This window comes from Pseudomonas sp. B21-054 (genome assembly GCF_026016345.1).
Classification (GTDB): domain Bacteria; phylum Pseudomonadota; class Gammaproteobacteria; order Pseudomonadales; family Pseudomonadaceae; genus Aquipseudomonas.
Map to the genome: position 1 here is coordinate 2,982,841 of NZ_CP087204.1, position 22,459 is coordinate 3,005,299.

At 60.6% G+C, this 22,459-nt stretch carries 17 protein-coding genes and 1 pseudogene; 2 read left to right on the forward strand and 16 right to left on the reverse strand.

Going from position 1 to position 22,459, the window contains the following annotated elements:
- Positions 1-6: 6 nt before the first annotated feature.
- The 14 genes and pseudogenes from glgA to LOY70_RS13500 all read right to left on the reverse strand — a co-directional run bounded on the left by glgA (position 7) and on the right by LOY70_RS13500 (position 18,028).
- Positions 7-1,578 carry a glycogen synthase GlgA gene (gene glgA / locus LOY70_RS13440; RefSeq protein ID WP_123341358.1) on the reverse strand — a complete coding sequence of 524 codons (1,572 nt, stop codon included), beginning with the start codon at positions 1,576-1,578 and terminating at the stop codon, positions 7-9.
- Between the two features lie 947 nt (positions 1,579-2,525).
- A complete protein-coding gene (locus LOY70_RS13445; protein WP_265038044.1) occupies positions 2,526-3,557 on the reverse strand; it encodes an IS110 family transposase in 1,032 nt (343 codons plus the stop codon).
- Positions 3,558-5,046: 1,489 nt separating this feature from the next.
- Complete coding sequence (locus LOY70_RS13450; RefSeq protein ID WP_265037445.1) at positions 5,047-6,018, reverse strand: D-2-hydroxyacid dehydrogenase family protein; 972 nt, start codon at positions 6,016-6,018, stop codon at positions 5,047-5,049.
- A gap of 11 nt (positions 6,019-6,029) precedes the next feature.
- The gene (locus LOY70_RS13455) at positions 6,030-7,061 is read right to left on the reverse strand and encodes an alpha/beta fold hydrolase (RefSeq protein ID WP_265037447.1); all 1,032 of its coding nucleotides are present in this window, start codon (positions 7,059-7,061) and stop codon (positions 6,030-6,032) included.
- A gap of 86 nt (positions 7,062-7,147) precedes the next feature.
- Positions 7,148-7,582, reverse strand: coding sequence for a YqaA family protein (locus LOY70_RS13460; protein WP_265037448.1), 435 nt, complete (start codon positions 7,580-7,582; stop codon positions 7,148-7,150).
- Positions 7,582-8,028, reverse strand: a complete 447-nt coding sequence (locus tag LOY70_RS13465) for a DUF411 domain-containing protein (RefSeq protein WP_123341352.1) — start codon at positions 8,026-8,028, stop codon at positions 7,582-7,584. The genes LOY70_RS13460 and LOY70_RS13465 overlap by 1 nt, the downstream gene beginning before the upstream one ends.
- 208 nt (positions 8,029-8,236) lie before the next feature.
- On the reverse strand, positions 8,237-9,082 hold the full coding sequence (locus LOY70_RS30155) for a methyl-accepting chemotaxis protein (RefSeq protein WP_413776648.1): 846 nt from the start codon (positions 9,080-9,082) through the stop codon (positions 8,237-8,239).
- A 12-nt stretch (positions 9,083-9,094) separates the two neighbouring features.
- Positions 9,095-10,231, reverse strand: a pseudogene (locus LOY70_RS30160) (cache domain-containing protein); the annotation flags it as partial.
- 197 nt (positions 10,232-10,428) lie between these two features.
- Positions 10,429-11,373: a GNAT family N-acetyltransferase gene (locus LOY70_RS13475; protein ID WP_265037452.1), complete on the reverse strand. Its 945-nt coding sequence runs from the start codon at positions 11,371-11,373 to the stop codon at positions 10,429-10,431.
- Positions 11,370-12,644 (reverse strand): phenylacetate--CoA ligase family protein, encoded by a 1,275-nt coding sequence (locus LOY70_RS13480; RefSeq protein WP_265037454.1) that lies wholly within the window; start codon positions 12,642-12,644, stop codon positions 11,370-11,372. Before LOY70_RS13480 ends, LOY70_RS13475 begins: the two co-directional genes overlap by 4 nt.
- 55 nt (positions 12,645-12,699) lie before the next feature.
- Positions 12,700-15,111 (reverse strand): acyl-CoA reductase, encoded by a 2,412-nt coding sequence (locus LOY70_RS13485; RefSeq protein ID WP_265037456.1) that lies wholly within the window; start codon positions 15,109-15,111, stop codon positions 12,700-12,702.
- A 1-nt stretch (position 15,112) separates the two neighbouring features.
- Positions 15,113-16,240 (reverse strand): acyl-protein synthase, encoded by a 1,128-nt coding sequence (locus tag LOY70_RS13490; RefSeq protein WP_265037458.1) that lies wholly within the window; start codon positions 16,238-16,240, stop codon positions 15,113-15,115.
- A 29-nt stretch (positions 16,241-16,269) separates the two neighbouring features.
- On the reverse strand, positions 16,270-17,505 hold the full coding sequence (locus LOY70_RS13495; protein WP_265037460.1) for an MFS transporter: 1,236 nt from the start codon (positions 17,503-17,505) through the stop codon (positions 16,270-16,272).
- Positions 17,506-17,818: 313 nt separating this feature from the next.
- Complete coding sequence (locus tag LOY70_RS13500; RefSeq protein WP_265038262.1) at positions 17,819-18,028, reverse strand: hypothetical protein; 210 nt, start codon at positions 18,026-18,028, stop codon at positions 17,819-17,821.
- An 89-nt stretch (positions 18,029-18,117) separates the two neighbouring features.
- Between LOY70_RS13500 and LOY70_RS13505 the strand changes: the two genes are divergently transcribed.
- Positions 18,118-18,306 (forward strand): hypothetical protein, encoded by a 189-nt coding sequence (locus LOY70_RS13505; protein ID WP_265037462.1) that lies wholly within the window; start codon positions 18,118-18,120, stop codon positions 18,304-18,306.
- Positions 18,307-18,315: 9 nt separating this feature from the next.
- Here the strand turns inward: LOY70_RS13505 and LOY70_RS13510 are convergent, their stop codons facing one another.
- Entirely contained in the window at positions 18,316-18,696 is a 381-nt protein-coding gene (locus LOY70_RS13510; RefSeq protein ID WP_265037464.1) for a fe2+ zn2+ uptake regulation protein, read from the reverse strand.
- Positions 18,697-18,996: 300 nt separating this feature from the next.
- Between LOY70_RS13510 and LOY70_RS13515 the strand changes: the two genes are divergently transcribed.
- A complete protein-coding gene (locus LOY70_RS13515; protein ID WP_265037465.1) occupies positions 18,997-21,345 on the forward strand; it encodes an acylase in 2,349 nt (782 codons plus the stop codon).
- A gap of 49 nt (positions 21,346-21,394) precedes the next feature.
- Here LOY70_RS13515 and LOY70_RS13520 read toward each other — a convergent pair whose 3' ends face one another.
- Positions 21,395-22,399 (reverse strand): FecR family protein, encoded by a 1,005-nt coding sequence (locus LOY70_RS13520; protein ID WP_265037467.1) that lies wholly within the window; start codon positions 22,397-22,399, stop codon positions 21,395-21,397.
- Positions 22,400-22,459 lie beyond the last annotated feature (60 nt).

Sequence of the window (22,459 nt, forward strand, 5' to 3'; positions counted from 1 at the left end):
GTTACCTCATTTTCTGACCGATTTACCCAGTGACTTGGCCACCAGTTGTTCGTAGAGATCGGCGTAGGGTTCCACGGCCTGAGACCAGTTGAACGGTGCAGACATGGCTCGGCAGCGCATGGCGTTGAGCAAGTCAGGAAAAGCGAAGACCTTGAAGGCCCGGCTCAATGCCTGTTTGTAGCTCTCCACGGTGGACTCATTGAACAGAAAGCCGGTGATGCCGTCCTCAATCGTGTCCGCCAGCCCACCGGTGTTGCGCGCCACCGGCAGCGAACCGAAGCGCTGGGCATACATCTGGCTCAAGCCGCAAGGCTCGTAGCGCGAGGGCATCAGCAGGAAGTCGCTGCCTGCGAACATCCGCCGGGCGTCGGTTTCGTTGAAACCGATGCGCACACCGATCCGTCCCGGGAAGCGCAGCGCCAGTTCACGCATGGCTTGTTCTTCCTCCGGTTCGCCACGTCCGATGATGGCGATCTGGCCGCCCGATTCGACGATGAACTCAGCGACGGCTTCGGTCAGGTCCAGGCCTTTCTGATAGACCAGGCGCGACACCACGGCGAACAGCGGACCGGTGGAGTCGTCGAGGCCGAACAGGTCGCGTACATGGGCGGCGTTGACGGCCTTGCCCTCCCAGTCACCCATGGCGAACTGGCGGAACAGATGCGTGTCGGTGGCGGCATCCCAGCTTTCATCGATGCCGTTGGGAATGCCACTGAGCAGGCCCTGTTGCGTCTTGGCCGCGAGGAAACCGTCGAGCCCGCAGCCGAAGGCCGGAGTGGTGATTTCCTGGGCGTAGGTGGCGCTGACCGTGGTGATATGGCTGGAGTAGGCCATGCCGGCCTTGAGGAACGACAACTTGCCGTAGAACTCCATGCCTTCTTGTTGCAGCGCGTGTTCCGGGATACCCAGCTCTGGGCAGGACGCCAGGCTCACCACGCCCTGGTACGCCAGGTTGTGGATGGTGAACAGGGTCGGAGTGCGTTGTCCGCGCCAGTGCATATAGGCTGGCGCCAGCCCGGCGGGCCAGTCGTGGGCATGCACGAGATCGGGGCACCAATGGATCTGTGCCAGGTTGGCGGCGATGTCGGCCGCAGCCAGGCCCAGGCGAGCGAAGCGAATGTGGTTGTCGGGCCAGTCGCGACCGTTGTTGGCACCGTAGGGTGAACCTTCGCGGGCAAAGAGCTCCGGGCAGATCAGCACATAAATCACCAGGCCATCGGCCATGTCCATGCGCCCGATCTTGCAGGGTGGCAGCGCGGCGTGGCCACCCAGCTCGCCGATGATATGGATCGGGTTGCCGCTGTTCATCACCTGCGGATAACCGGGGATCAGTACCCGGACATCATGCAGGCCGGCCATGGCCCGGGGCAGTGCGGCCGAAACGTCGCCCAGGCCGCCGGTCTTTACCAGGTCGGCGATTTCCGACGTTACGAACAATACCTTCTTGCGATTGGGATTCTGTCGAACGACGGGGAGCAGTGCCTTGCCGCCGGTGGCCAGCACCGGAGCCGTCGGAGATTCAGCCGCCGGCGGTAATTGAGAACGGACTTGCTGTGGTTCCAAGGCAGCACTGATCATAACTATCTCCCATTTTCTTGATCTGTTTCCGGCATGCGCCAGAGCTGTTGTTTCATTGGCCAAATCCTGCGGCCAGGCGCACAAGCGCTACGCAAGGAAAGCAAAGCGCTGCCCAATGCGGCGAAGCGAATCAGGTGGAGGGGCCGCTAAAAGGGCTTGTGCAAGGAATGCACCAGCCGCTGATGCCCTACCTCTAACCTGACCTGTCGCCGTTGCGAAAAGTTTCGACTTTTTTTCGAGTGGATGACCGGTAGGTTTTTCCCCCGGTTCAGCAGTCTAGGTCAGAACGTAGAGCGGTGCGGCTCGCTTCGTCGCATTGTCAGACAATCACGGATATTGTCGGCAATGTCTTACACGACAAAGGGGGATACGCACCGACGAAGTGCAGTTTCTTGAAATCTAAAAAGCGTAAGGGGAGGGTGGTGTTTCATCGGCGTGCGCGATGGGATGGCGTGATGCACCGTTGGGGGGCGCTTGAAATGGAGGCGATTTGATGGCTATTTTCGGTGTTGGGAAAGGCTATTGCGGTGGGAGTGGGATTGCTGTTCACTTCAGAAAAGCGGTGTTTCTTTTGGAGGGGGAACGTGCCGTTTTCAGGGGCTTGTTCTGGACTTGTGGTTTGTGTGTATATCCGGTTTTTTTGTAACGGCGGCTGGCGGTTCCGCCCTTATGTATGGACTCGCCTCCACTGTCACCCGCTTTTCAACACTGCGACCCGGCTGCATCTATGTATAAGGCCTATCGAGGAAGCCGTCTTCGACTTCTGGCCAACATTGGTTGAGCTCGCGGTATGCCGATTACGTTCAGGCCTCGAAGGCCGGTAAGGGCGCAGGCATCAATCCGCGACGGTCTGACCTGGGGTCAATGTTTTCTAGCAGGGGCTGGAGCGCTTTTACGCCCCGGTGGCAGAACTCTGTTGATCAGTAACTTGTCGCAGCCGGCCGGCCTTAGGCCGGTTGGCTGCGATAAGTCTGGTCATTCTGTAGCAGCACCCAGATGATTCGTAGGTTGCGATTCGCCAGTCGTACCGCCGCCTCCTTACGTCCTAGGCGACTCAACCAGCGATGCAAGCGCCGATCGTCGGGCTGCTCAGAATCAGGACGTAGGTGCCTCAATACGGCATGAGCCCCCTGAACCATCAGGCTGCGTATGTAACCATCGCCTCTTTTACTCATTCGGCCCAAGTGAACCTTTTGCCCGCTGCTGTTCTGATCAGGCACCATGCCAAAGTAGGCGGCAAACTGGCGTGCATCGGCAAAACGTTCGGGTTCGGTCTGCTTGGCTAGCATCGCTGTGGCGATGATCGGACCGACACCGCGTACCGTCATTAACCGTCTGGCTGTTTGATCCTGGTTCGCAGCGATCTCCAAGCGACCGGTCAATATGTTGATCCGCTCGCCTAACTGGCGCCATTCGCCCAGCAACTCGTCGATGAGTTCGCGCAACATGTCTGGCAGTGGTTGGGTAGCATCCTCCAGCACCCGAGGTAGGGTTTGACTGATAGCAACATCACCTTGTGCCAAGGCAAAACCGTGCTCCATCAATAGCCCACGCATCTGGTTACTCGTAGCTGTACGCCGACGCACATAACCCTGCCGGGCACGGTGCAATGCCTGCATGGCCAGTGCTGCAGTACTTTTGATGGGCACCGCCGCAATCTTGCTGTCCCGTCCCGCACGTAAAATAGCCAGCGCATCGTTGCGATCATTTTTTGCACCGCTGCGGTGGTTAGCCACCAGTTGCGCCGGAAGAACTCGTGCCAGATTGCCTTGCGCCTGTAACTGTCGTGCCCATGCTTGAGCACCTGGGCCGGTTTCCACCAGCACAACAATGCTTGGCGACAATTGGCGCAAGAAGGTGTGGAAGGCCTCACGCGACTTGATGCGCTCTTCATAGAGCACTCGGCCAAGGGCGTCTTCGCCTGCGACTTGAAATACCTGCTTGGCAAGATCAATCGCCACTGTCGTACAGGCCGACAGATCGATTGAAGACAGGGACTGTTTAAGCGTCGTATTCTTTTTCATGGACTCGCCCTCGCTGTCGTTGGCTTCTTAGACTGCCACCGCGGCGCATTGACGCCTCGGCGAGGGCGAGTCCATCCAATTACGGCGGGTCACTTTTGGAAGAGCGCCAAAAGTAACCAAAAGCGCTTTGCCCCACCACTCGGTGCCTCGCCTAGGCTCGGCATGCCCGAACGCAGGCATTGCTCCGTGGGCCCGCCGCGAAGGGCCATCCATGGCCCAGCGCGGCTACCTCGGCATCCATGCCGAGGTGCCCACTGCGCAATACCTGCGTTCGGCCAGCGTGGTTTAATGGGGCGTCGAGATCAAAATCAAGATCAAGATCAAGATCAAGATCAAGATCAAGATCAAGATCAAGATCTAAAGCAAAGCAAGAGCGGGGGGTATATCCAGCATCTGTGTGGCTGGACCACCGCTATCGCGAGCAAGCTCGCTCACACATGGAGTGGCGGGTGTTCACAGCATCTGCACACGACACAAAAAACCTGTGGGAGCGAGCTTGCTCGCGATGGCGTCGGCACAGCCAACATCACCACAAACTAACCCTCCGCTTTCGCGAGCAAGCTCGCTCCCACATGGAGTTGCGGGTGTTCACAGCATCTGCACACGACACAAAAAACCTGTGGGAGCGGGCTTGCTCGCGATGGCGTCGGCACAGCCAACATCACCACAAACTGCCCCTCCGCTTTCGCGAGCAAGCTCGCTCCCACATGGAGTTGCGGGTGTTCACAGCATCTGCACACGACACAAAAAACCTGTGGGAGCGAGCTTGCTCGCGATGGCGTCGGCACAGCCAACATCACCACAAACTGACCTTCCGCTTTCGCGAGCAAGCCCGCTCCCACATGGAGTTGCGGGTGTTCACAGCATCTGCACACGACACAAAAAACCTGTGGGAGCGGGCTTGCTCGCGATGGCGTCAGCACAGCCAACATCACCACAAACTGACCCTCCGCTTTCGCGAGCAAGCTCGCTCCCACATGGAGTGGCGGGTGTTCACAGCATCTGCACACGACACAAAAAACCTGTGGGAGCGAGCTTGCTCGCGATGGCGTCGGCACAGCCAACATCACCACAAACTAACCCTCCGCTTTCGCGAGCAAGCCCGCTCCCACAGGAGGAACGCATTCACGCTAAGCCAGGTCGGCTATAAGGCCGCCTCGCGTACGCTTTTGATCGTGGGCGCCCCGTTAAACCACGCTGGCCGAACACAGGCATTGCGCAGTGGGCAACCCGGCATGGATGCCGGGTTAGCCGCGCTGGGCCATGGATGGCCCTTCGCGGCGGGCCCACGGAGCAATGCCGGAGTGAGGGCACACCGAGCCTAGGCGAGGTGCCGAGTGGTGGGGCAAGAGCGCTTTGCTTACTTTCGCGCTCTTCGAAAGTGAGCCGCCGTAAGGGCGGAACCGCCAGCCGCCGTTACCGAAAAAACGGATATACACACGAACTATAAAACCCCGGGAGCCGCCGTCAACAACCGAATCGGCTTCCCCCCCGCCCAAGCCAACAGATCCTCAATCATCAACGAATAGAACTGCTGATAATTCTGTCGGCTGACATAACCCACATGCGGCGTGGCCAACACGTTATCCAAGGTCCGGAACGGGTGATCGGACGGCAAGGGCTCCTGGGTGAATACGTCCAGGGCCGCGCCGGCCAGGCGTCGGTGCTGGAGGGCCTCGACCAGGGCGGACTCATCGACGATCGGCCCGCGCGCGGTATTGACCAGCAGCGCCCCGGGTTTCATCCAGCCCAGTGCCTGGGCGTCCACCAGGCCGCGGGTGCGTTCGCTGAGCACCAGATGGACCGAGAGGATGTCGGCCTGCTCGAACAGTGCCTGCTTGCTGACGTAGGTCACGCCGGCTTCAGCGGCTTTTTCAGCGGTGAGGTTCTGGCTCCAGGCGATCACTCGCATGCCGAACACCTGGCCGAACTGCGCCACCCGTGTGCCGATGCTCCCCAGGCCGAGGATCGCCAGGGTCTTGCCGTGCAGATCACCACCCAAACCTTGCTGCCACAGGCCAGCGCGCAGGGCATTGGCTTCCTGAACGAGGTTGCGGGTCAGGGCCATGATCAGCGCCCAGGTCAATTCGGGGGCGGCGTGCTTATAGCTGTCGGTACCGCACACCTGGATGCCCAGCTCGGCGGCGGTTTTGAGGTCCAGGGCGGCATTGCGCATGCCGCCGGTGAGCAACAGCTTGAGGTTCGGCAGGCGCCGCAGCAGGCCTTCGTCGAACACAGTGCGCTCACGCATCACACAGATCACCTCGAAGCGCTGCAAGCGCTCGGCGAGGGTGTCGCGGTCGGCGGGAAAGTCGTGCACAAAGGTCACCTGGCCGATGCTGTCCAGCACCGACCAGTCCACTACCTCCCGTGCTACGTCTTGCCAATCGTCGATGACTGCTATTTGCACCGCCATGGAACACCTCGTCAGGGAATGGGTTTGTCCAGCCAGCCCAGCAAGGCCCGGTGGAACCGATCCGGCTCTTCCATCTGTGGGGCATGCCCCAGATTGGGGAACTCCACCAGGGTCGAGCGCGGTATCAGTTGGGCAACCTGCTTGCCCAGCACCTCATAACGGCCCAGTTTGGCTTTCACCGCCGGCGGCGCGATATCGCTGCCGATGGCGGTGGTGTCTGAGGTGCCGATCAGCAGCAAGGTGGGCACTGTCAGGTCTTTGAACTCGTAATAGACCGGCTGGGTGAAGATCATGTCGTAGATCTGCGCCGAGTTCCACGCCACTTGCGTATGGCCAGGCCCCTTGTTCAGCCCGGCGAGCATGTCCACCCAGCGTTCGAATTCCGGCTTCCAGCGGCCGCCGTAATACGTAGTGCGCTCGTAATTGCGAATGCCGTCGGCGCTGAGTTTCAGTTCACGCTCGTACCATTGGTCCACGGTTCGGTAGGGCACGCCGAGGGCTTTCCAGTCCTCGAGGCCGATGGGGTTGACCATCGCCAGGCGTTCGACCTGATCGGGAAACTGCAAGGCGTAGCGGGTGGCGAGCATGCCGCCGGTGGAGTGACCCACCACGATGGCTTTCTGCACGCCGAGAGCCTTGAGCAGGGCCTGGGTGTTGCTTGCCAGTTGCTGGAAGCTGTACTGGTAGTGGTCCGGCTTGCTCGATGTGCAGAAGCCGATCTGGTCCGGGGCAATCACCCGGTAACCGGCCTCGCTGAGGGTCTTGATCGAGTCGCCCCAGGTCGCGGCGCAGAAGTTTTTGCCGTGCATCAGCACCACGCTGCGGCCATTGACCTTGCCTTGGGCCGGCACGTCCATGTAGCCCATCTGCAACGATTGGCCCTGGGACTGGAGGGCGAAGTGCTTGAGCGTATACGGATATTCGAATCCCTGGAGTTCCGGGCCATAGGCCGGGCCTTCAGGTGGATTGGCAGCCTGGACGAGCAGGGGCAGGGCGGCGGTCAGGAACAGGCTGGGCAACCAGCGAGCGGTGGAACGCGACATGGTCAACTCTCCTTGGGCATCCGGACGATCCTGGGACGGCCCGATTATGGCGACATTAACCACAGGCAACCGAACGGCCCGAACGTTCAACCCATCCAGCCCAGGGTCGCGAGCGCGAGCGCGCCGTAGCGCAGGCCCTTGGCAAGGGTCACGATCAGCAGAAAGCGCCGCCAGGGTTCGCCCATGACCCCTGCCACCAAGGTCAGCGGGTCGCCAATGATCGGTACCCAACTGAGCAGCAGCGACCAACGTCCATAGCGTCGGTAATGCACACGGGCCTTGTCCAGGTGGGCGGGGCTGATGGGGAACCAGCGGCGGCCCTTGAACTGCTCCAGGCGTGTGCCCAGCCACCAGTTCACCAGCGAACCCAGGACATTGCCCAGTGTGGCGACGGCCAGCAACAGCCAGGGCCCATAGCGGTCGCTGAGCAACAGGCCCACCAACAGCGCTTCCGATTGCAGGGGTAACAAGGTCGCCGCCCCGAAGGCGGCCAGGAACAACCCGATGTAAGCCTCGCCCATCAGTGGGCCGGGTAATCCGCCACGACGGTTTGAGTCCCGTCTTTTTTCAGGCCGATCACTTGGTACGCATCGCTCATGCCATCCATTTCCATACCGGGCGAGCCCATGGGCATGCCGGGCGCGGCCACACCAAGCAGGTCATCGCGTTTGCTCAACGCCAGCACCTGGTCGGCCGGGACGTGGCCTTCGACGAATTTGCCGTTGATTTCAGCGGTATGGCAGGAGCGCAGGTTCGGCGCCACGCCCAGGCGTTGCTTGACCGAACTCATGTCGGCCTCGACATGGTCGTTGACCTTGAAGCCGTTTGCTTGCAGGTGCGAAATCCACTTTTTGCAGCAGCCGCAATTGGCATCACGGTGCACGTCGATGGTAACCGGTTCGGCGGCCTGGGCCAGGGTGGTCATGAGCAGGGCGCTCAGGGCGAGCAAGTGCAGGGGCTTGGCCATGGGGAGGTCTCTTGTCGAACGATTTGGAGGGAGGATAACAGAGTAGCGAGGGCGAGCTGACAGGGGGCTGAGGCGGGGATTACAGAATTGTCAGGTTGGTAGGACGAATACAGTCCCGTGCTCGCGATAGCGGTTTGTCAGTCACACCCTTGCAGCTGATCCGACGCTATCGCGAGCAAGCTCGCTCCCACAGGGGGAAGGTGAAGCTTTAGCGAACCTTGAACCGCCCCATGATCGCATTCACCCGGCTGTTGGCATCCAGTAGCTGGCGGGTGTTGGTTTCGCTGGCCAAGCCGCTTTCCACCAGTTCCTCCACCATGTGACGGATCTGCACCATGCTGCGGTTGATCTCCTCGGTCACGGCGCTTTGTTGCTCGGCGGCGGTGGCAATCTGGGTACTCAGGCTGTTGATCTGGCTGACGGAGCCCGCCATTTCATCCAGGCCCGAGTTCACGCGGGAGGTGGCGTCGGCGGCCGACTGGCAACTGGCCTGGGTGTTTTCCATGGCCAAGACCGACGAACTTACACCTTGGGTCAGACGGGTCAGCATTTCGTTGATTTCCGAGGTGCTGGCCTGGGTGCGGGCGGCGAGGGCGCGAACTTCGTCGGCCACGACCGCGAAGCCACGACCTTGCTCACCGGCCCGGGCCGCTTCGATGGCGGCGTTAAGGGCCAACAAGTTGGTCTGCCCGGCGATGGCACCGATGACACCGAGGATCTCAGTAATGCGATGGGCGTCCTGCTGCATGCTTTCGACCTTGCGGGTGGCGCTGGCCACTTCATCGATCAACGCCACCACGCTATTGGATGCCTCGCCAACCACCACGCGAGAACGATCGGCATGCTCGTTGGCGCGTTGGGTGAACGCCGCGGTTTCGGCAGCATTGTGCGCGACACTTTCCGCCGTGGAGCTCATTTCGGTAATGGCTGTCACGGTCTGGTCGGTTTCCGAGGCGTGCCGCATCAGGATTTCGCTGGTGTGGGCCGAAGTCCGTTGCAGGTTATCCAGGCTCGATGCCATGGCCCCGGTGGCCTGGGTGACTTCGCCGATCATGTCTTGCAGGTAAGCGATAAACCGGTTGACCGAGTGACCGATGGCCCCCAGCTCGTCCTCGGCACGAATGGTAATGCGTCGGGTCAGGTCGGCATCCCCCGTGGACAACGAATCGATGTTGCCTTTGAGGACTTTCATGCGGTGGGTCAACTGACGGATCGCATACAGCTGCATCAGTACCAGCAGGATGACCATCGGGATTTGCAGCAGGCTCAGGGTGCTCAGGACGTCGTCGCGCTGGGCGGTGATCAGGCGGGTGGGCAAGGCGGTAGCCAGGAACCACGGCGAACCTTCGATAGGCCGCATGAAAAACGTGCTTGCTTCGCCCTTGTTATCGAACTCGACCCGTTGCAGTGGCTGGTCGCGTTTGGCCAGGCCTGCCTTGACCTGAGCGGCAAACGGCGAGGTGGCCGCCAGTTCGCTGATGTTCTTGAGCACGATCGGGCCGCTGATGCGCGAACTGTTGCTGATGATCTTGCCGTCGCCTTCGACGATCAGCATCTCGGCGCTCAGGTCCGCTTCCTTGCGCGCGACCAGTTCGTTGAAGAAGCCCAGGGTCACGTCGATGGTGGAAACGCCATACGGCACGCCGTTTTTCTGAATGGCCATGGCGCAGTTGGTACGGGGTTCGGCGCTGGCATCATCCTTATACGCGGCGGCCCAGGCGCACTTGCCGGGCGGGGTGGCCATGCCGCCCTTGTGCCAGGGTTGTTCGTAGTAATTGGGTGCCGCGTCGCTGTTCCAGAACGTGTTGACCACCAGTTTGCCGGAGGCGTCGCGGTGCCAGAACGTGCTGAACTTGCTGCGTCCCTCAGCACGCTGGTTGGGCAATGGCCAGATCCCGCCACCGAAAACCTTCAGTTCACCATATTGATCGACAAGCCCGGGCAGCACTTTGTCAATGGCATCGCTGTCGAGCAGCGGGATGGTCTGGGTAATGCTGCGTTGTTGCGCCTGCACCTTGTTCAGTTCGCCCTGGATTTGCTCGGCGACCTCGGCGATACGGTTGAGCGCCACTTGCTCTTCGGTCTGGCGCAGCTTGGGCGCGACCAGATAACTGATGCCGACGACGGTCAGGATGGACAGCACCAACATGAAGAGAACCAAGAACAGCGTATAGCGTGCCTGAATGGTGCGGAATGCGGGCATGGAGTGTCCTTCACGAAGGCGTCTTTCGGGAGCAGGCGCAATGGCCCGATTTTGCTTTTTATCGGCCTGTGGCTATAGAGCTTGAATGTTGCATCGGTAGCGAGTGCTACCGTCGATCGGGAGAAATCGCGGCCTGCAGCTACGATCTCCCGTTATTTCGGCGCAAATGGTTCGTCCAAAGAACCTGCTTTATGTCGTCAAGCCGCCGAGTTTGCCTGCGCGCCCCTCCACGTCTGAGCGTGAGCCTGCAATTCATTGTGCAGCCGTTGCATCGTTTCCGAGTGCAGGCTGAGACTGCGGGCCAAGGCGCCACGGTGAAACAGAGCCTGCCAACCCCGGTCGCTTTCCGCGGGCATGATCCCGGTGAAGATGAAGCCCGCGGCCATCAACCGCCGGCAATCATCGGCGAACGACTGACGAAGGCCGAGCCGTACTGACAATGGCCAATGGGCCGGTAGATGTTGCAATTGCCCGGCCAGGCGGCGGTCCATGCTGGCGGCCACAATGTCGATACGCCCGGGCAGTTGCCTGACTTGCAACGGCTGTACCGATGCCGGGGTTTCGATGGCCGTGGTTCCGAACCTCGATGCCAGGGGCTCCATCAGCCATTGGCATGTCGCGGGCCACCGCAGGTGCGGCAGCGGCCGATGCTGGTCGTTGATCACCTGACAGCCGACGACAATGGTTTCGGCCTGGGCGTTGGCGAACGGCGAGGGCACGTAGTCGGGGAGCAGGCCGGTGTCATGGAATCCCAGCTGTTGTGCCAACCGTTGGCTGAAGGGATGGCTGGTGACTTGCTTGATCGACAGCCTGGCCAGGCCAAGGTCCTGGCAGCGGTCCAGTAATCGCTGGCCCAGTCGGGTGGCAATCCCGGCACCTTGCAGCGCCGGGTCTACCGCCATCAACGCCAGCTCGGCGTCTGAAGGGCTGGCGAGGCCTCGGCACAGCGCGGCATGGCCGACCACGTGTTCGTCCAGCACCGCGACCATGGAACGCCAATGTTGCTGTGCGTTGTACTGGCAAATCATCCGCGGCAAATAGACGTCCGGCGAGACATAGTGGTCGCCGTATACCCGTCGGAATAACTCGCTGATCCCGGCACCGTCCGTGGACCTGAACGGCCTGATGACCAAGGTGCTCATCCGGCGCGCCTCGCGGCCGTCAGGCCATAGACTCGACGGTCGACGATCGGCAGATGTTTACCCGAGCGTGGGTGCCGGGCCAGCGCTTGCGCGCTACAGGCCTGAACGGCCAGTCCGAGCTGATCGAGGCCCGGATACTGTTCGGTCAGCGCGGCTCTAAGGGCATCGGAGGGAGAATCGCAAGCCGTCACGTATTCGCCGGGCACCCATTGGAGCGTGACATGATCGTTATTTACGCCATGCTCGATGATCAATTGCCATTGCACATCGCCGGCAATGCGCCGGGTGATGTCGCTGATGTGCTGTGGAAACAGTGAAAGAACGCCGACCCGCACCCGCTCGCTTTGGGCGCTTCGTCCCTGCAGGGCGAATTTGCGCCGTGGGGTGCCGGCAGGTTCGCGCCAACAGGCCCTGTCCCCGACCGGGTAACGCACGATAGGCATCAGCGTGCGGGTGAAGTTGGTGACCACCAGGTCGCCGCAGCGATCACATTCCTCAATCACTTCCCCACTGGTTTCATCGATAATTTCCAGCCGGGTCTGTTCGTCGAAGACGCGATGCTCACCCAATTCGCAATCCGGTTCACTGGCGCCCACCAGTCCGGCATCCACGCTCGCATAACCGATGGATGCGAAATGTGCCTGTGGAAATGCACGGCGTAACGTTGGAAGCTGCCTTTCGAACAGTTGCTCACCACCAAACAGGACGGTGGTAACGCTCGGCAACGTTCGCCCCAATTGATTCAAGTGACTGGCAAACGCCAGGAGGTGCGCAGGTACGCCAGCCAGTACATTGATGCGGTGCCCATTAACGGCATCGGTCAGTCCGTCAAGATCCGCCGACCCGGTGAACGGAAATTCGGTTATAGCCACATCGACACTGCAAAGGGCGCCATGGATAAACAGAAAACTGGCGTACAGGTCCCCTGAGAAAAACAGATTGGCAATTCGATCGCCGGCCTTTAATTGAGCCGACAGGCTGCGACCGAAGCAGTCAAGCATCAGTTGCCATTCAGCGTGCGTGTAGACCGACAGTTTCCCTTGGCTGGTGGTACCACCGGTTTTAAAAACCAGTGCGTCTTTTACTGGGGTAGTCAGAACTTCCCACTTATCCAGGTCATGACCACCCACCCAGTAATTCTTGGCATCGACGATGGGTAAGTCTTCCAGCGTGCATCCCTGCGATGGCAAATGCCGCAAGGCTTTCTGGTAATAGGTTGAATGCGTTCGGATATGGGCCAGCCATTGTTCGAAGGGTAAAGAAGTGCTCATCAGGATTCTCTCAGGGCTTTAAAGTCCGCTTATTGATTGACAGGCAAATAAACAATCAGGCGGATATTCTGGAGTCGATCACCAGCGGGACTTTGCCGCTGTGTTTGTTATGTTCGAAATGTTCGGCCGGACAGGATTGGACTTCCAGTATCAGCAGTGCAGCAGCGACTGAAGTGGACAACGGCAGAAGACCGAGCACTTTGCGCCGCACTGTTTGCGCGTCGCCATCGACGCGAATCAGCAGGCGTTCACAGCCACTCTTGTCGTAGTCCAACACGATTTGAATCGCCACTTGCGCAAGTTCGGCAAGCTCCCGGGTATTGATGAATTCCGTACCGATGCGCACCAGGCGGCCGTGACGCTCACGTAGCTCGAACCTGGGTGATTCAAGGCCGCAGGCGCAGGGCGCCGCCAGCCAGCGGCCGCAATCGCCGACCTCATAGCGCTGGAGGGGCTGCGCCTGACGCACGCGGGAAGTGAAAAGCAGGCGCCCGGTTTCCCCTGCACCCACCGCGATGTCCTGTTCCAGATCGACGATTTCCAGGTGCTGGATGTCATCCATGAGATGGAAGACGCCATCGCCACTGGCGGCGCAGGCATGGCCCAAGGGACCGGCATCTACGCTGCCGTAAATGGCTGAGCGAATAAGGGTGACCCCACAATCCTCAAGCAACTGGCGGGCGCCTTGTCCCAGGTGCTCGCCACCCAGCAGAATTTTGCGAACGCCGCCGTAGGATTGCAGGAGGGTTCGTTGGCTGGAAAACAGACGCTGCAAGGTACTCGGCATACCGACCAGTGTGTTGACGCCATGGGTGGCGATCATCTGAGCGATTTCGTGGTAGTCATCATCGGTCGGTGCGCCCATGGGGAAGTGCACGACATTCATTTGTTCGAGTATTTTCGAGAAGCTGGAAAAGCCGCCGTAGAGGCTGCCGCCATAAAACAGATTCATGACCCGGTCCCGGGCCGGATCCAGCCCCGCAGCGCGCAGCCCGTCGGCGGCGGCGCGCATGTGGCGGTCGAAATCGCGATAGCTGAACGGCGACAGCAGGGGGATGCCGCTGCTGCCACCGGAGCGGAAAAACAGTTGCGCCTGGGGGGCCGCGGGCAGCGCGAGGAAGGCGGCCTTGTCCATGATCGGTGTCGAGGCACAAACCGACAGCGCCGCAGGGGGAGCATCCAGCGTCACGCGATGACTCGCGACGCCCGGCTCAAGGCCGACCGACACCCGGCGGCTCAAGCGTTGCAGCGCATAGACGCCGTCGTGAGGTTCGCCGTCATAGCCCTGCTGAATGGCTCCGATTGGCGCAATGCGGGTCACTCCGGCGGTGATCAGGCGGCGGGCCAGCCCCGGGACCTGTTCCGGTTCACAGATCAGTGCGCAGCTCTGTAATACGTTTCGCCACGGCAGCAGGGTTTCGGTGAGCAGCCCTTGGGGCACTGGCCGTAACAGCAGCGTGCGGAACAGCGGCGACGGCAACAGGTCGCGGTGATGTTCCCAGAGGATGCGCCAGCCATCACCCGCCCAGACCTGACCGGTCTGTCCGGCGAAACTCTGGTCCAGCCGGGCCAATGCCGTTCGGGTAGTGATCTCGCAGGCTTCGGCGGCGGTGGTCGCCAAGGCGGGCCACTGTCCGGCCCGTCGCTCGAATGCAGCGGCCAGGGCGTTGCCCAATGCCTGTATTTGAGCAGGCTCGTCGCTGTCCACCAGCAGCCATTGCGGGCTGGAGCAGGCTTGTTGATCGAGCACGCAGATTTCGTCCACCAGCCTATCCAGCGCTTGCGGGCTGGCGGCGTGCGGCGTGACATAGGCGAAGCTGATGCGATGGCCCCAGTCGATCCAGCGGCAGCCGCCTGGAATCTGCTCGCGCATGGCCTTGAGCGCCGTCTCGCCACCCCAGGCGCTGACACCCTGGGCCAGGGCGAAGAGACGGCCGTTCTCGTGATAAGGCACCGGCAACACCGCCAGGTAATCGCGCAGTCGGCCAGTGGGGTCGCAATCGAGGAAAGCCGCCAGCAACCGCGCCGTCAGGTCGCCATCGCGGGTGCTCGGTCGCAGCCAGTTGATATTACCCGCCAGCAGGCTTTCCAATGCCGCACAGAATGCCAGCAGCGGTGCGTTGCCCGGCGTGACATGCACCACCAGCCCCAAGGGCTGCCAGCTTTCGAACGGGCCGTCGTGATAGTCGATTCGCCGCAGCGAGCGCGGGTCGGGCCCCAGCTCCCGCTCGAGTTTCAGGCTCAGGTGCTTGCGTTCGCAAAAGGCAATCAGCGCCTGGCGCTGATCCTCATCGAGGATCGGAACTTGCCCTTGGCATCGCAGTTTCTGAGCGAACGCCTCGGCGCAATCGAGCACCCTGTCGCTAGGGGGCGCCGAGGCCAGGAGGGCTGGCAATTGTGCTTGCAGGCGATCAAGCGCCTGATCGAACGTCAGGTTCGTGTGCAGTAGGCCATTGATGAGATACATATCAATCCTCCTTGATCAGTTCGGCGGCAGCCATGGCGCAGCTTCGGCTGGCGCTGGTGCCAGCCCGGCCATGCAGCTCGAACCATTGAGTGGCCGAGCCGCACTCGCAGTCGGCGGGGTGCAGGGTCGCCAGATCGCTCATCACCACGGCATGGGCGGGGCTGGAAGAGATGTAAGGCGAAACGAAGGACAACAACCCGGCCTCGCCGAAGGGCTGGACGCTGAAGTCCGAGGGATGGCGCACGAAGACTTTCGAATAGATCGGCACGTGAAACCGATGGTGCGCACATTCGATGTAGGGCACTGCGTGCTCGACGGCGCCGTAACCGTCGCGGCACCGATGGGCCTCGATGCCCAGTTGTCGGGTGATGCGTTCATAGACCTGAAGGCGGGGCATTTCCTGGGACGCCTGTTTTTTCCAGCCGCCCCCCAGAAACACCAGCGAGGCGGGTGCCAGTTTCAAGTCCGTTATACCTGTGGCCGCCATGCGCTCAAGGACATGCCATAGCAGCGCTGGAAAGCCAAAGATCCTGACCGGCAGGCCTTCTTCGGCGAATTCCTGCAAGGCGCGGATCACGCCGAAAATGTCGAATTCATGCGCTTTTCCAGTGTGTCGCAAGGCATAAACGACGCGATTGGCCGGGGCGAAACGGCACAGGAACTGATCGGTATACGCCGTGCCGAGACGATTGGCCGGCTCCGGCTCATGGCTCAACAGCAGGTAGTTACAGGGCGAGTCATTGGTGGTCCAGCCGTAGTGGTCAAAGATGCGCGCCACCATTCCCTGGGCCGCCGCCATGCTGCGCTCGTCATAGCGCATGCGGCTTTTCTGGCCACTGGTGCCGGAGGACGTGAGCTCCAGCGCGTTCTCGGCGGTCGGGCTGAGTAGCATCCGCTGTTTGAAGTAACTGGCATAGATGGGTGGCAGGAGCGACCAGTCAGTCAAATGCTCCAGGTCTTGGGCAGCGACGCCGTTGGCGTTGAGCCAGTCTTCGTAGCCCGGGGTGTGGTGGCTATGGAACAGGCTGATCTCAGCCATTGCCCGATCGAACAATCCAGGGGGAATCGATTCGGGGCTGTAGGGCTGGGGCAACGCACACAGCGCATCGGCGTAGGGGAAGTGACTCATCGGGTAGCTTTCCTCAGGGGGCGGCGAATTCAAACGTGAGGGACCGGTTGCGACATGAACAGGCGCAACGCAACAAGACAGCTGAGCCCGGCGATGCCGGCCATCAAGGCAAACGCTTCCAGATTTGCCCCGGCACCTAACAGCGCCAGGAGCGAGCCTGCTGCGCTCATCACGGCGATGGAAATCATCCCGACCATGGCCGAGACCAGTCCTTTGCTGTCGTCGCTGGCGAACAGGGCCAAGCGATACAGCGCCGCGTTGCCCATGCCGAGCCCTAGGGCGTACAGCGACAGGCCGCTGACCAGGGAGGGGAGGGAAAGGTGAAACTGGCTGGCCGCCACCAGTGCGATAAGGCCGGTGCACAAGGGCCACAGGCTGTAGCGGAGCACACCGCGTACGCCAAGTCGGCCGACCAACGCGTTGAGCAAGAGATTGCCGAGGATCACGGCGGCGAAAACCGGGATCTGCCACAGCCCATACACCAGCGGTGACAGGCCCAGGCCCTGGATCAGCAGCAGGGGTGACAGGCCGATCCAGGCGATCAGCGGTAGGCTCATCAGGCCCAGCGCCACGCTGGCCGCCATGAATCCGGCCTGGCCCAGCAGCGCGCCATAGCGCCTGATCAGCCTGCGCAACTGGACCGGCTCCAGTACCGGCGATTGGCCGGGGAAGTGCGCCGGGCCGGGGTTTTGCGGCATGAACTTCCATAAGGCCAGCCAACTCACCGACCCAAGACCGGCCAGCAGTACAAACAGCTCGCGCCAGGACAGCCATTGCAACAACACGCCTCCCAGCAACGGCCCTAGCAAGGGGGAGAGAAGCGCGAGGTTGCCCAACAACGCCATGACCTTCACGGCATCCGCTTCGCAGAACATCTCCTGTATGGCGGGATAGCTGACCGCGATCACGAAGCCCAGGCCCATGCCCTGGATCAAGCGGAGCCCATTGAACCCCTGCATGTCGGTGACCTGAGTGATCGCTGCACACGCCAATACAAACCCGGCACAACCGACGAGCATGAACGGGCGACGGCCATGGCGATCCGACAAGGGACCGATCAGCCAAGGCAACATCACGCCTCCCAACAGATACAGATTGAAGGCATGGGGAATCTGGTCCGCAGGCGCATCGAGTTCCTGGGTCACCGCGAGCATGGCAGGCATGACCAGATCACTGGCCATATAAGTTAATAGTTCGAATAAGGCGATCGCCAGGCAAAAGCCTGTGAATCGTATTGACGAGAGAGCGGTCGGCAAGTTTTGCATAGTACCCAGCGTTAGTTTTCGTTAAGAAGGTCAGTACTTCTTATTCGAGAATACGTGGGTGTGATTCAGAACGTGTGGTGGGTACTCTTGACCTGATGTTTCAAGAGTTGAGTTTTTGTTGCCGAAAAAGTTGGTTTTTTGGTTGCAAGAAGTGTTGCCCGGTGTTTGCGAATGAAACATGACTGATTGCTGTAAGAAAAATGCCAGCCAAGAGGCGGATCTTTCTATTTGGATGTCAGGATTATTCGGATGGGTATGCCGCCTGGTAGCGGTATCAGGCGTCTTGGACGTTAATGCGTGTCAGCTGGCGTCGTCAGCGAAACCCCTGGCGGTGCACGTCAAAACCCGGACCACCATGGCGATCATGCGGACCACCATGCTCCCTGTCGTGAGGGAAAAAGAGGTAGCCACTCAAGATCAGGATGGCCAGCAGGGGAAGCAACAGGGTCATGCGATGAAACATACACAATTTCTCATGATTAACCGCCGCGGTTGCGCGGATGCGCTCCTTCGGTTGTACCATGGGACCCCGATCCTTGCCCGCCACCCCAAAACACGGTATGACCCCGGCAAGCATTCGGACACAGAACGGATACATTCAGGAAATTGGCAATGACTCATTCGCAACGCTTGAAATACTCGATTCTGATCGTCCTCGTTGTCCTGGCAATCATGCTGGGACTGTCCTGGATGCAGAGCAACGGCATGATCAGCGAACAGCTGTTTCAATACATCGCCATTGCCGTGGCGGTTATCGTGGTGGTGGTCAACGGCGTGATGCGGCGCAAGGTCAAATCCTGAGCGTCGATCTCATTCGCCCGCCGCGAGTACGCTCATGGCGCTGGGGTGCAGGCAGTAGCTCTTGTCGGGATTGAGGGTGACGACGCCCTCGCTGCACAAGCGCTTCAACACCTCGCGCACGCTGAGAAAGGACAATGGAATGTCCAGCCCCAGCAATTGACTGTGCACGCCCCGGACACCCAGGCAGCGGTCCTCATCGGCGGCCCTGAGCAGTGCGTCGATGACTTTGAGGCGAATCAAACTGGTCCTGAGCCCGTAGCTTTTGAGCAAACGCCTGATCTGTTCATTGCCGCCTCGTTCCGCTGAGCTGCCGAACACGCTGTTCGTGGCGCTCATCGAGACGCCGGTCGATCTTGACTTACCGTCCATTGGCAATTGCGTGTCATGCATGCAAAAACTCCTTACCAGCCTGATCAGAAAAGGTCAAAAAAATGCTCTCCTGTAATAGGACGAACGAGGACGATCAATCATGAGGGCCCGAAGGTAAAAAAAATGTCTAGGCGCCTCATTCCCCCGCCGGAAAGCCGCTGGCAAGCCATTAATTTTTTTTCATCCGGTTCGTTTTTAGGGAAGGCACATCCCGCTTCAGTACGCGGCATGTGATTTTCCAGGCGGGCCACATGTGTGGGTTTTATGTCGTACCGGCAGCCGTTCTGGTTCTGAAGGTTTCGATCAGGAGTGAACGTAAGAATGTCCGGTCAGTTATCGAGGATTGGCCTCGCAGGCGTGTTTTTTGGGATAAGCCTGGGGCTCAGCCCCGTTGCCAGCGCTCAAGGCGATGCAGGGCAGGCCAGTGCCGAGATCGGTCGCACCCGTTTTGGCGTGCCCCATATCCAGGCTCAGGATGAGCGCGGGTTGGGTTACGGCATCGGCTATGCGTACGCCCAGGATAATCTTTGCCTGTTGGCCAATGAAATCGTCACGGTCAACGGCCAGCGCTCCCGTTATTTCGGGCCTGAACAGGTCACGGTCGAACAGCGGGAGAACCGCGTCAGCGATCTGTTTTTCAGTTGGCTGAACACGCCGCAAGCGGTGTCCGGCTTCTGGCAGGCCCAGACGCCTGAAGTGCAGCAATTGGTCGAAGGCTACGTGGCGGGCTACAACCGCGCGTTGGCTGAGCGCAAAGCCAAAGGCCTGCCCGAGCAATGCGCGAGCGAGTGGGTGCGGCCGATCACGGCGCTGGACCTGGTCAAGTTGACCCGGCGCCTGTTGGTGGAAGGCGGTGTCGGTCAGTTCGCCGAAGCCCTGGCCGGAGCTCAGCCGCCCAAGGCGACGGCACTCACTGGCGTGGCACCGTCGAGCTTTGCAGTGGCGGCGACCCGACAGCAACGTTTCGCGCTGGAGCGCGGTAGCAATGCGCTGGCCATTGGCAGCGAGCGTTCGTTCAACGGTCGCGGGATGTTACTGGCGAATCCTCATTTTCCGTGGCTGGGTGGCATGCGCTTTTATCAGATGCACTTGACCATTCCCGGCAAACTGGACGTCATGGGCGCGGCCTTGCCCGGCCTGCCGCTGATCAACATCGGTTTCAGCCGGCACCTGGCCTGGACCCACACCGTCGACAGCTCCAAGCATTTCACTCTGTACCGGCTGCAGCTCGATCCGAAGGATCCGACCCGCTACCTGCTCGATGGCCAGTCTGTGCCGATGAGCCAGCAAGCAGTCTCGGTGGAGGTCAAGCAACCCGACGGTCAGGTGAAAACCATTTCTCGCGTGGTCTACGGCTCGCAGTTTGGTCCAGTCGTGCAATGGCCGGGTCGGCTGGACTGGGATAATCGGTTCGCCTACAGCCTGCGGGACGCCAACCTGGAAAACGATCGGGTGTTGGCCCAGTGGTACGCCATGAACAAGGCCGTCACGCTCAAGGACTTGCAGAATGCGGTCCACGAGATCCAAGGCATTCCCTGGGTCAATACCCTGGCGGTGGACGACCAGGGGCAAAGTCTCTACATGAATCTGTCGGTAGTGCCGAACGTCGATAACGCCAAGCTGGCCCGGTGCAGCGACCCCAGGGCCGGGCTGAAAATGATCGTGCTGGATGGCTCGCGCAGTGAATGCGCCTGGGACATCGATGTCAACGCCGCGCAAAAAGGCATCTACGCGGCCGACAAGCTTCCGCAGCTGTTGCGCCGCGATTACGTGCAGAATTCCAACGATTCCGCCTGGATGGTCAACCCTTCGCAACCTCTGTCCGGCTATTCGCCGTTGATCAGCCAGCAAGACCAGCCGCTGGGCCTGCGCTCACGTTTTGCCCTGGACCGACTGGGCAAGCTGGCCAAAGGCGGGCCGGTGAAGGTGGAGGATTTGCAACGCATGGTCATGGACGACCAGGTTTACCTGGCTGACCAAGTGATGCCAGACCTGCTCGGTTTTTGTGCCGGTGACCTGGGGCTCGATGCCTCGTCATTGCTCGAGGTCTGTAGCCGCCTCAAGGCTTGGGATCGCACCGCGGGCCTGGACAGCGGGCTGGGGTTCATTCATTTCCAGTACGTCATGCAGCGGTTGCAGGCTGTGCCGGATTCATGGCGTGTCGCGTTCGATCCAAAGGATCCGCAACATACCCCCCGAGGCCTGGCGATTGAGCGGGCGCCCGTGCTGAAGGCGCTGCGCGAAGCCATGCTGGCCTCGGTGGACGCGGTGAAGGCGGCCGGCTTGACGAAAGACAGCCGCTGGCAAGATGTTCAGGTGGCCAGCAGCGGTGGTCGCCAAACGCCCATCCACGGTGGACCGGGGGAGCTTGGTATCTATAACGCGATCCAGAGCGTGCCGGGCGCGAACGGTAAGCGGGAGGTGGTCAGCGGTACCAGCTATTTGCAAACGGTGACGTTTGACGACAAAGGCCCCCAGGCCCAGGGCTTGTTGGCATTTTCTATCTCCAGCGACCCGGCATCGCCTTACTCGGCCGACCAGACCCAGGCCTTTTCGAAGAAGCAGTGGAGTGTGCTGCCATTCACCGAACAGCAGATCAAGGCCGATCCGAACTATCAGGCCTTGATTATCCGGGAGCGTGATGAGGCGGGCAGGGTGGTGACGCAATAACCGCTGTTGTCATCGACAAAAGCCGCGACCCGAACGGGTGGCGGCTTTTTCAGTTATTGGCTGGCTGTTGGCCGATAGCGTTGAGGACCGGGTTGCCGTCCTTGTTGCGCGTCAGATAAACCGGCAGGACCTTGGACAGCGAAGGCACAAGGTTCTGCACTTCGTTGATGTTGTAGATACCGCCGATACGCAGGGCGCCGGTACTGTTATCGGCCAACATGACGGGATGATCTAGGTAGCGGTTGATCAGCGGCAGCGCCTCGCTCAAGGCAAGGTTATCCAGCACCAGCTTGCCGTTGCGCCATGCCAGCGAGCTGTCATTGGGATCGATCTCGCGAATCTGCGGTTGGTAGTCGCCGGTCTTGTAACTCGCCTGCATGCCCGGCGAAAGTTGTGAGCCGTTACTGGCAAGGGCCTGGTTGCTGGTCACCCAGACCGAGCCCTCCACCAGCGTGACCCGCACCTGGTCCTGGTACATCCATACGTTGAACCGCGTGCCGGTTACGCGCACTTGGCCCTGGCCCGCGCGAACGACGAACGGGTGCTGGGTGTCATGGCTGACGTCGAAAAACGCCTCGCCCTTTTTCAGCGTAACCCGGCGCTCATTTTTGTAGTTGGCATAGACCAGCTCACTGCCCAGGTTGAGTTCTACCTGGCTGCCGTCGCTCAGGGTGACGTGGCGTACGCTCGCGCCGGCTTCGAAGTGTTGGTACGAATTGGCGACCCAACCCAGGTTCCAGCCCGTGAACGCCGCCAGGGGCAAGCCCAATGCCAATACCGTCGCCGCGACAGCCAACCGGCTCCAGCGCGACCGAGGCCGGGACGCTGGAGTGGCCGGGACCGCCGTTTCGACCCGGGGCAGATGATCGGCAACGGCCCAGATTTCCAGCATGGCTTCGTATTCGAAGGCGTGCAACGGATTGGCGTCGTGCCATTGCTTGAACGCCAGCCGTTCGGCTTCCGTGCAGTCCACCGCATGCAAACGCATGCACCAATGGGCGGCCGCATCGGTAATGGCGTCGTATTCGGCTTCCGAGAGTGTAGGTTCGGTCATTGACTCTTCCTGGTTTGCCGCATTCTAACCTTCGGCATGACCTGCCGAGAACAACCATCA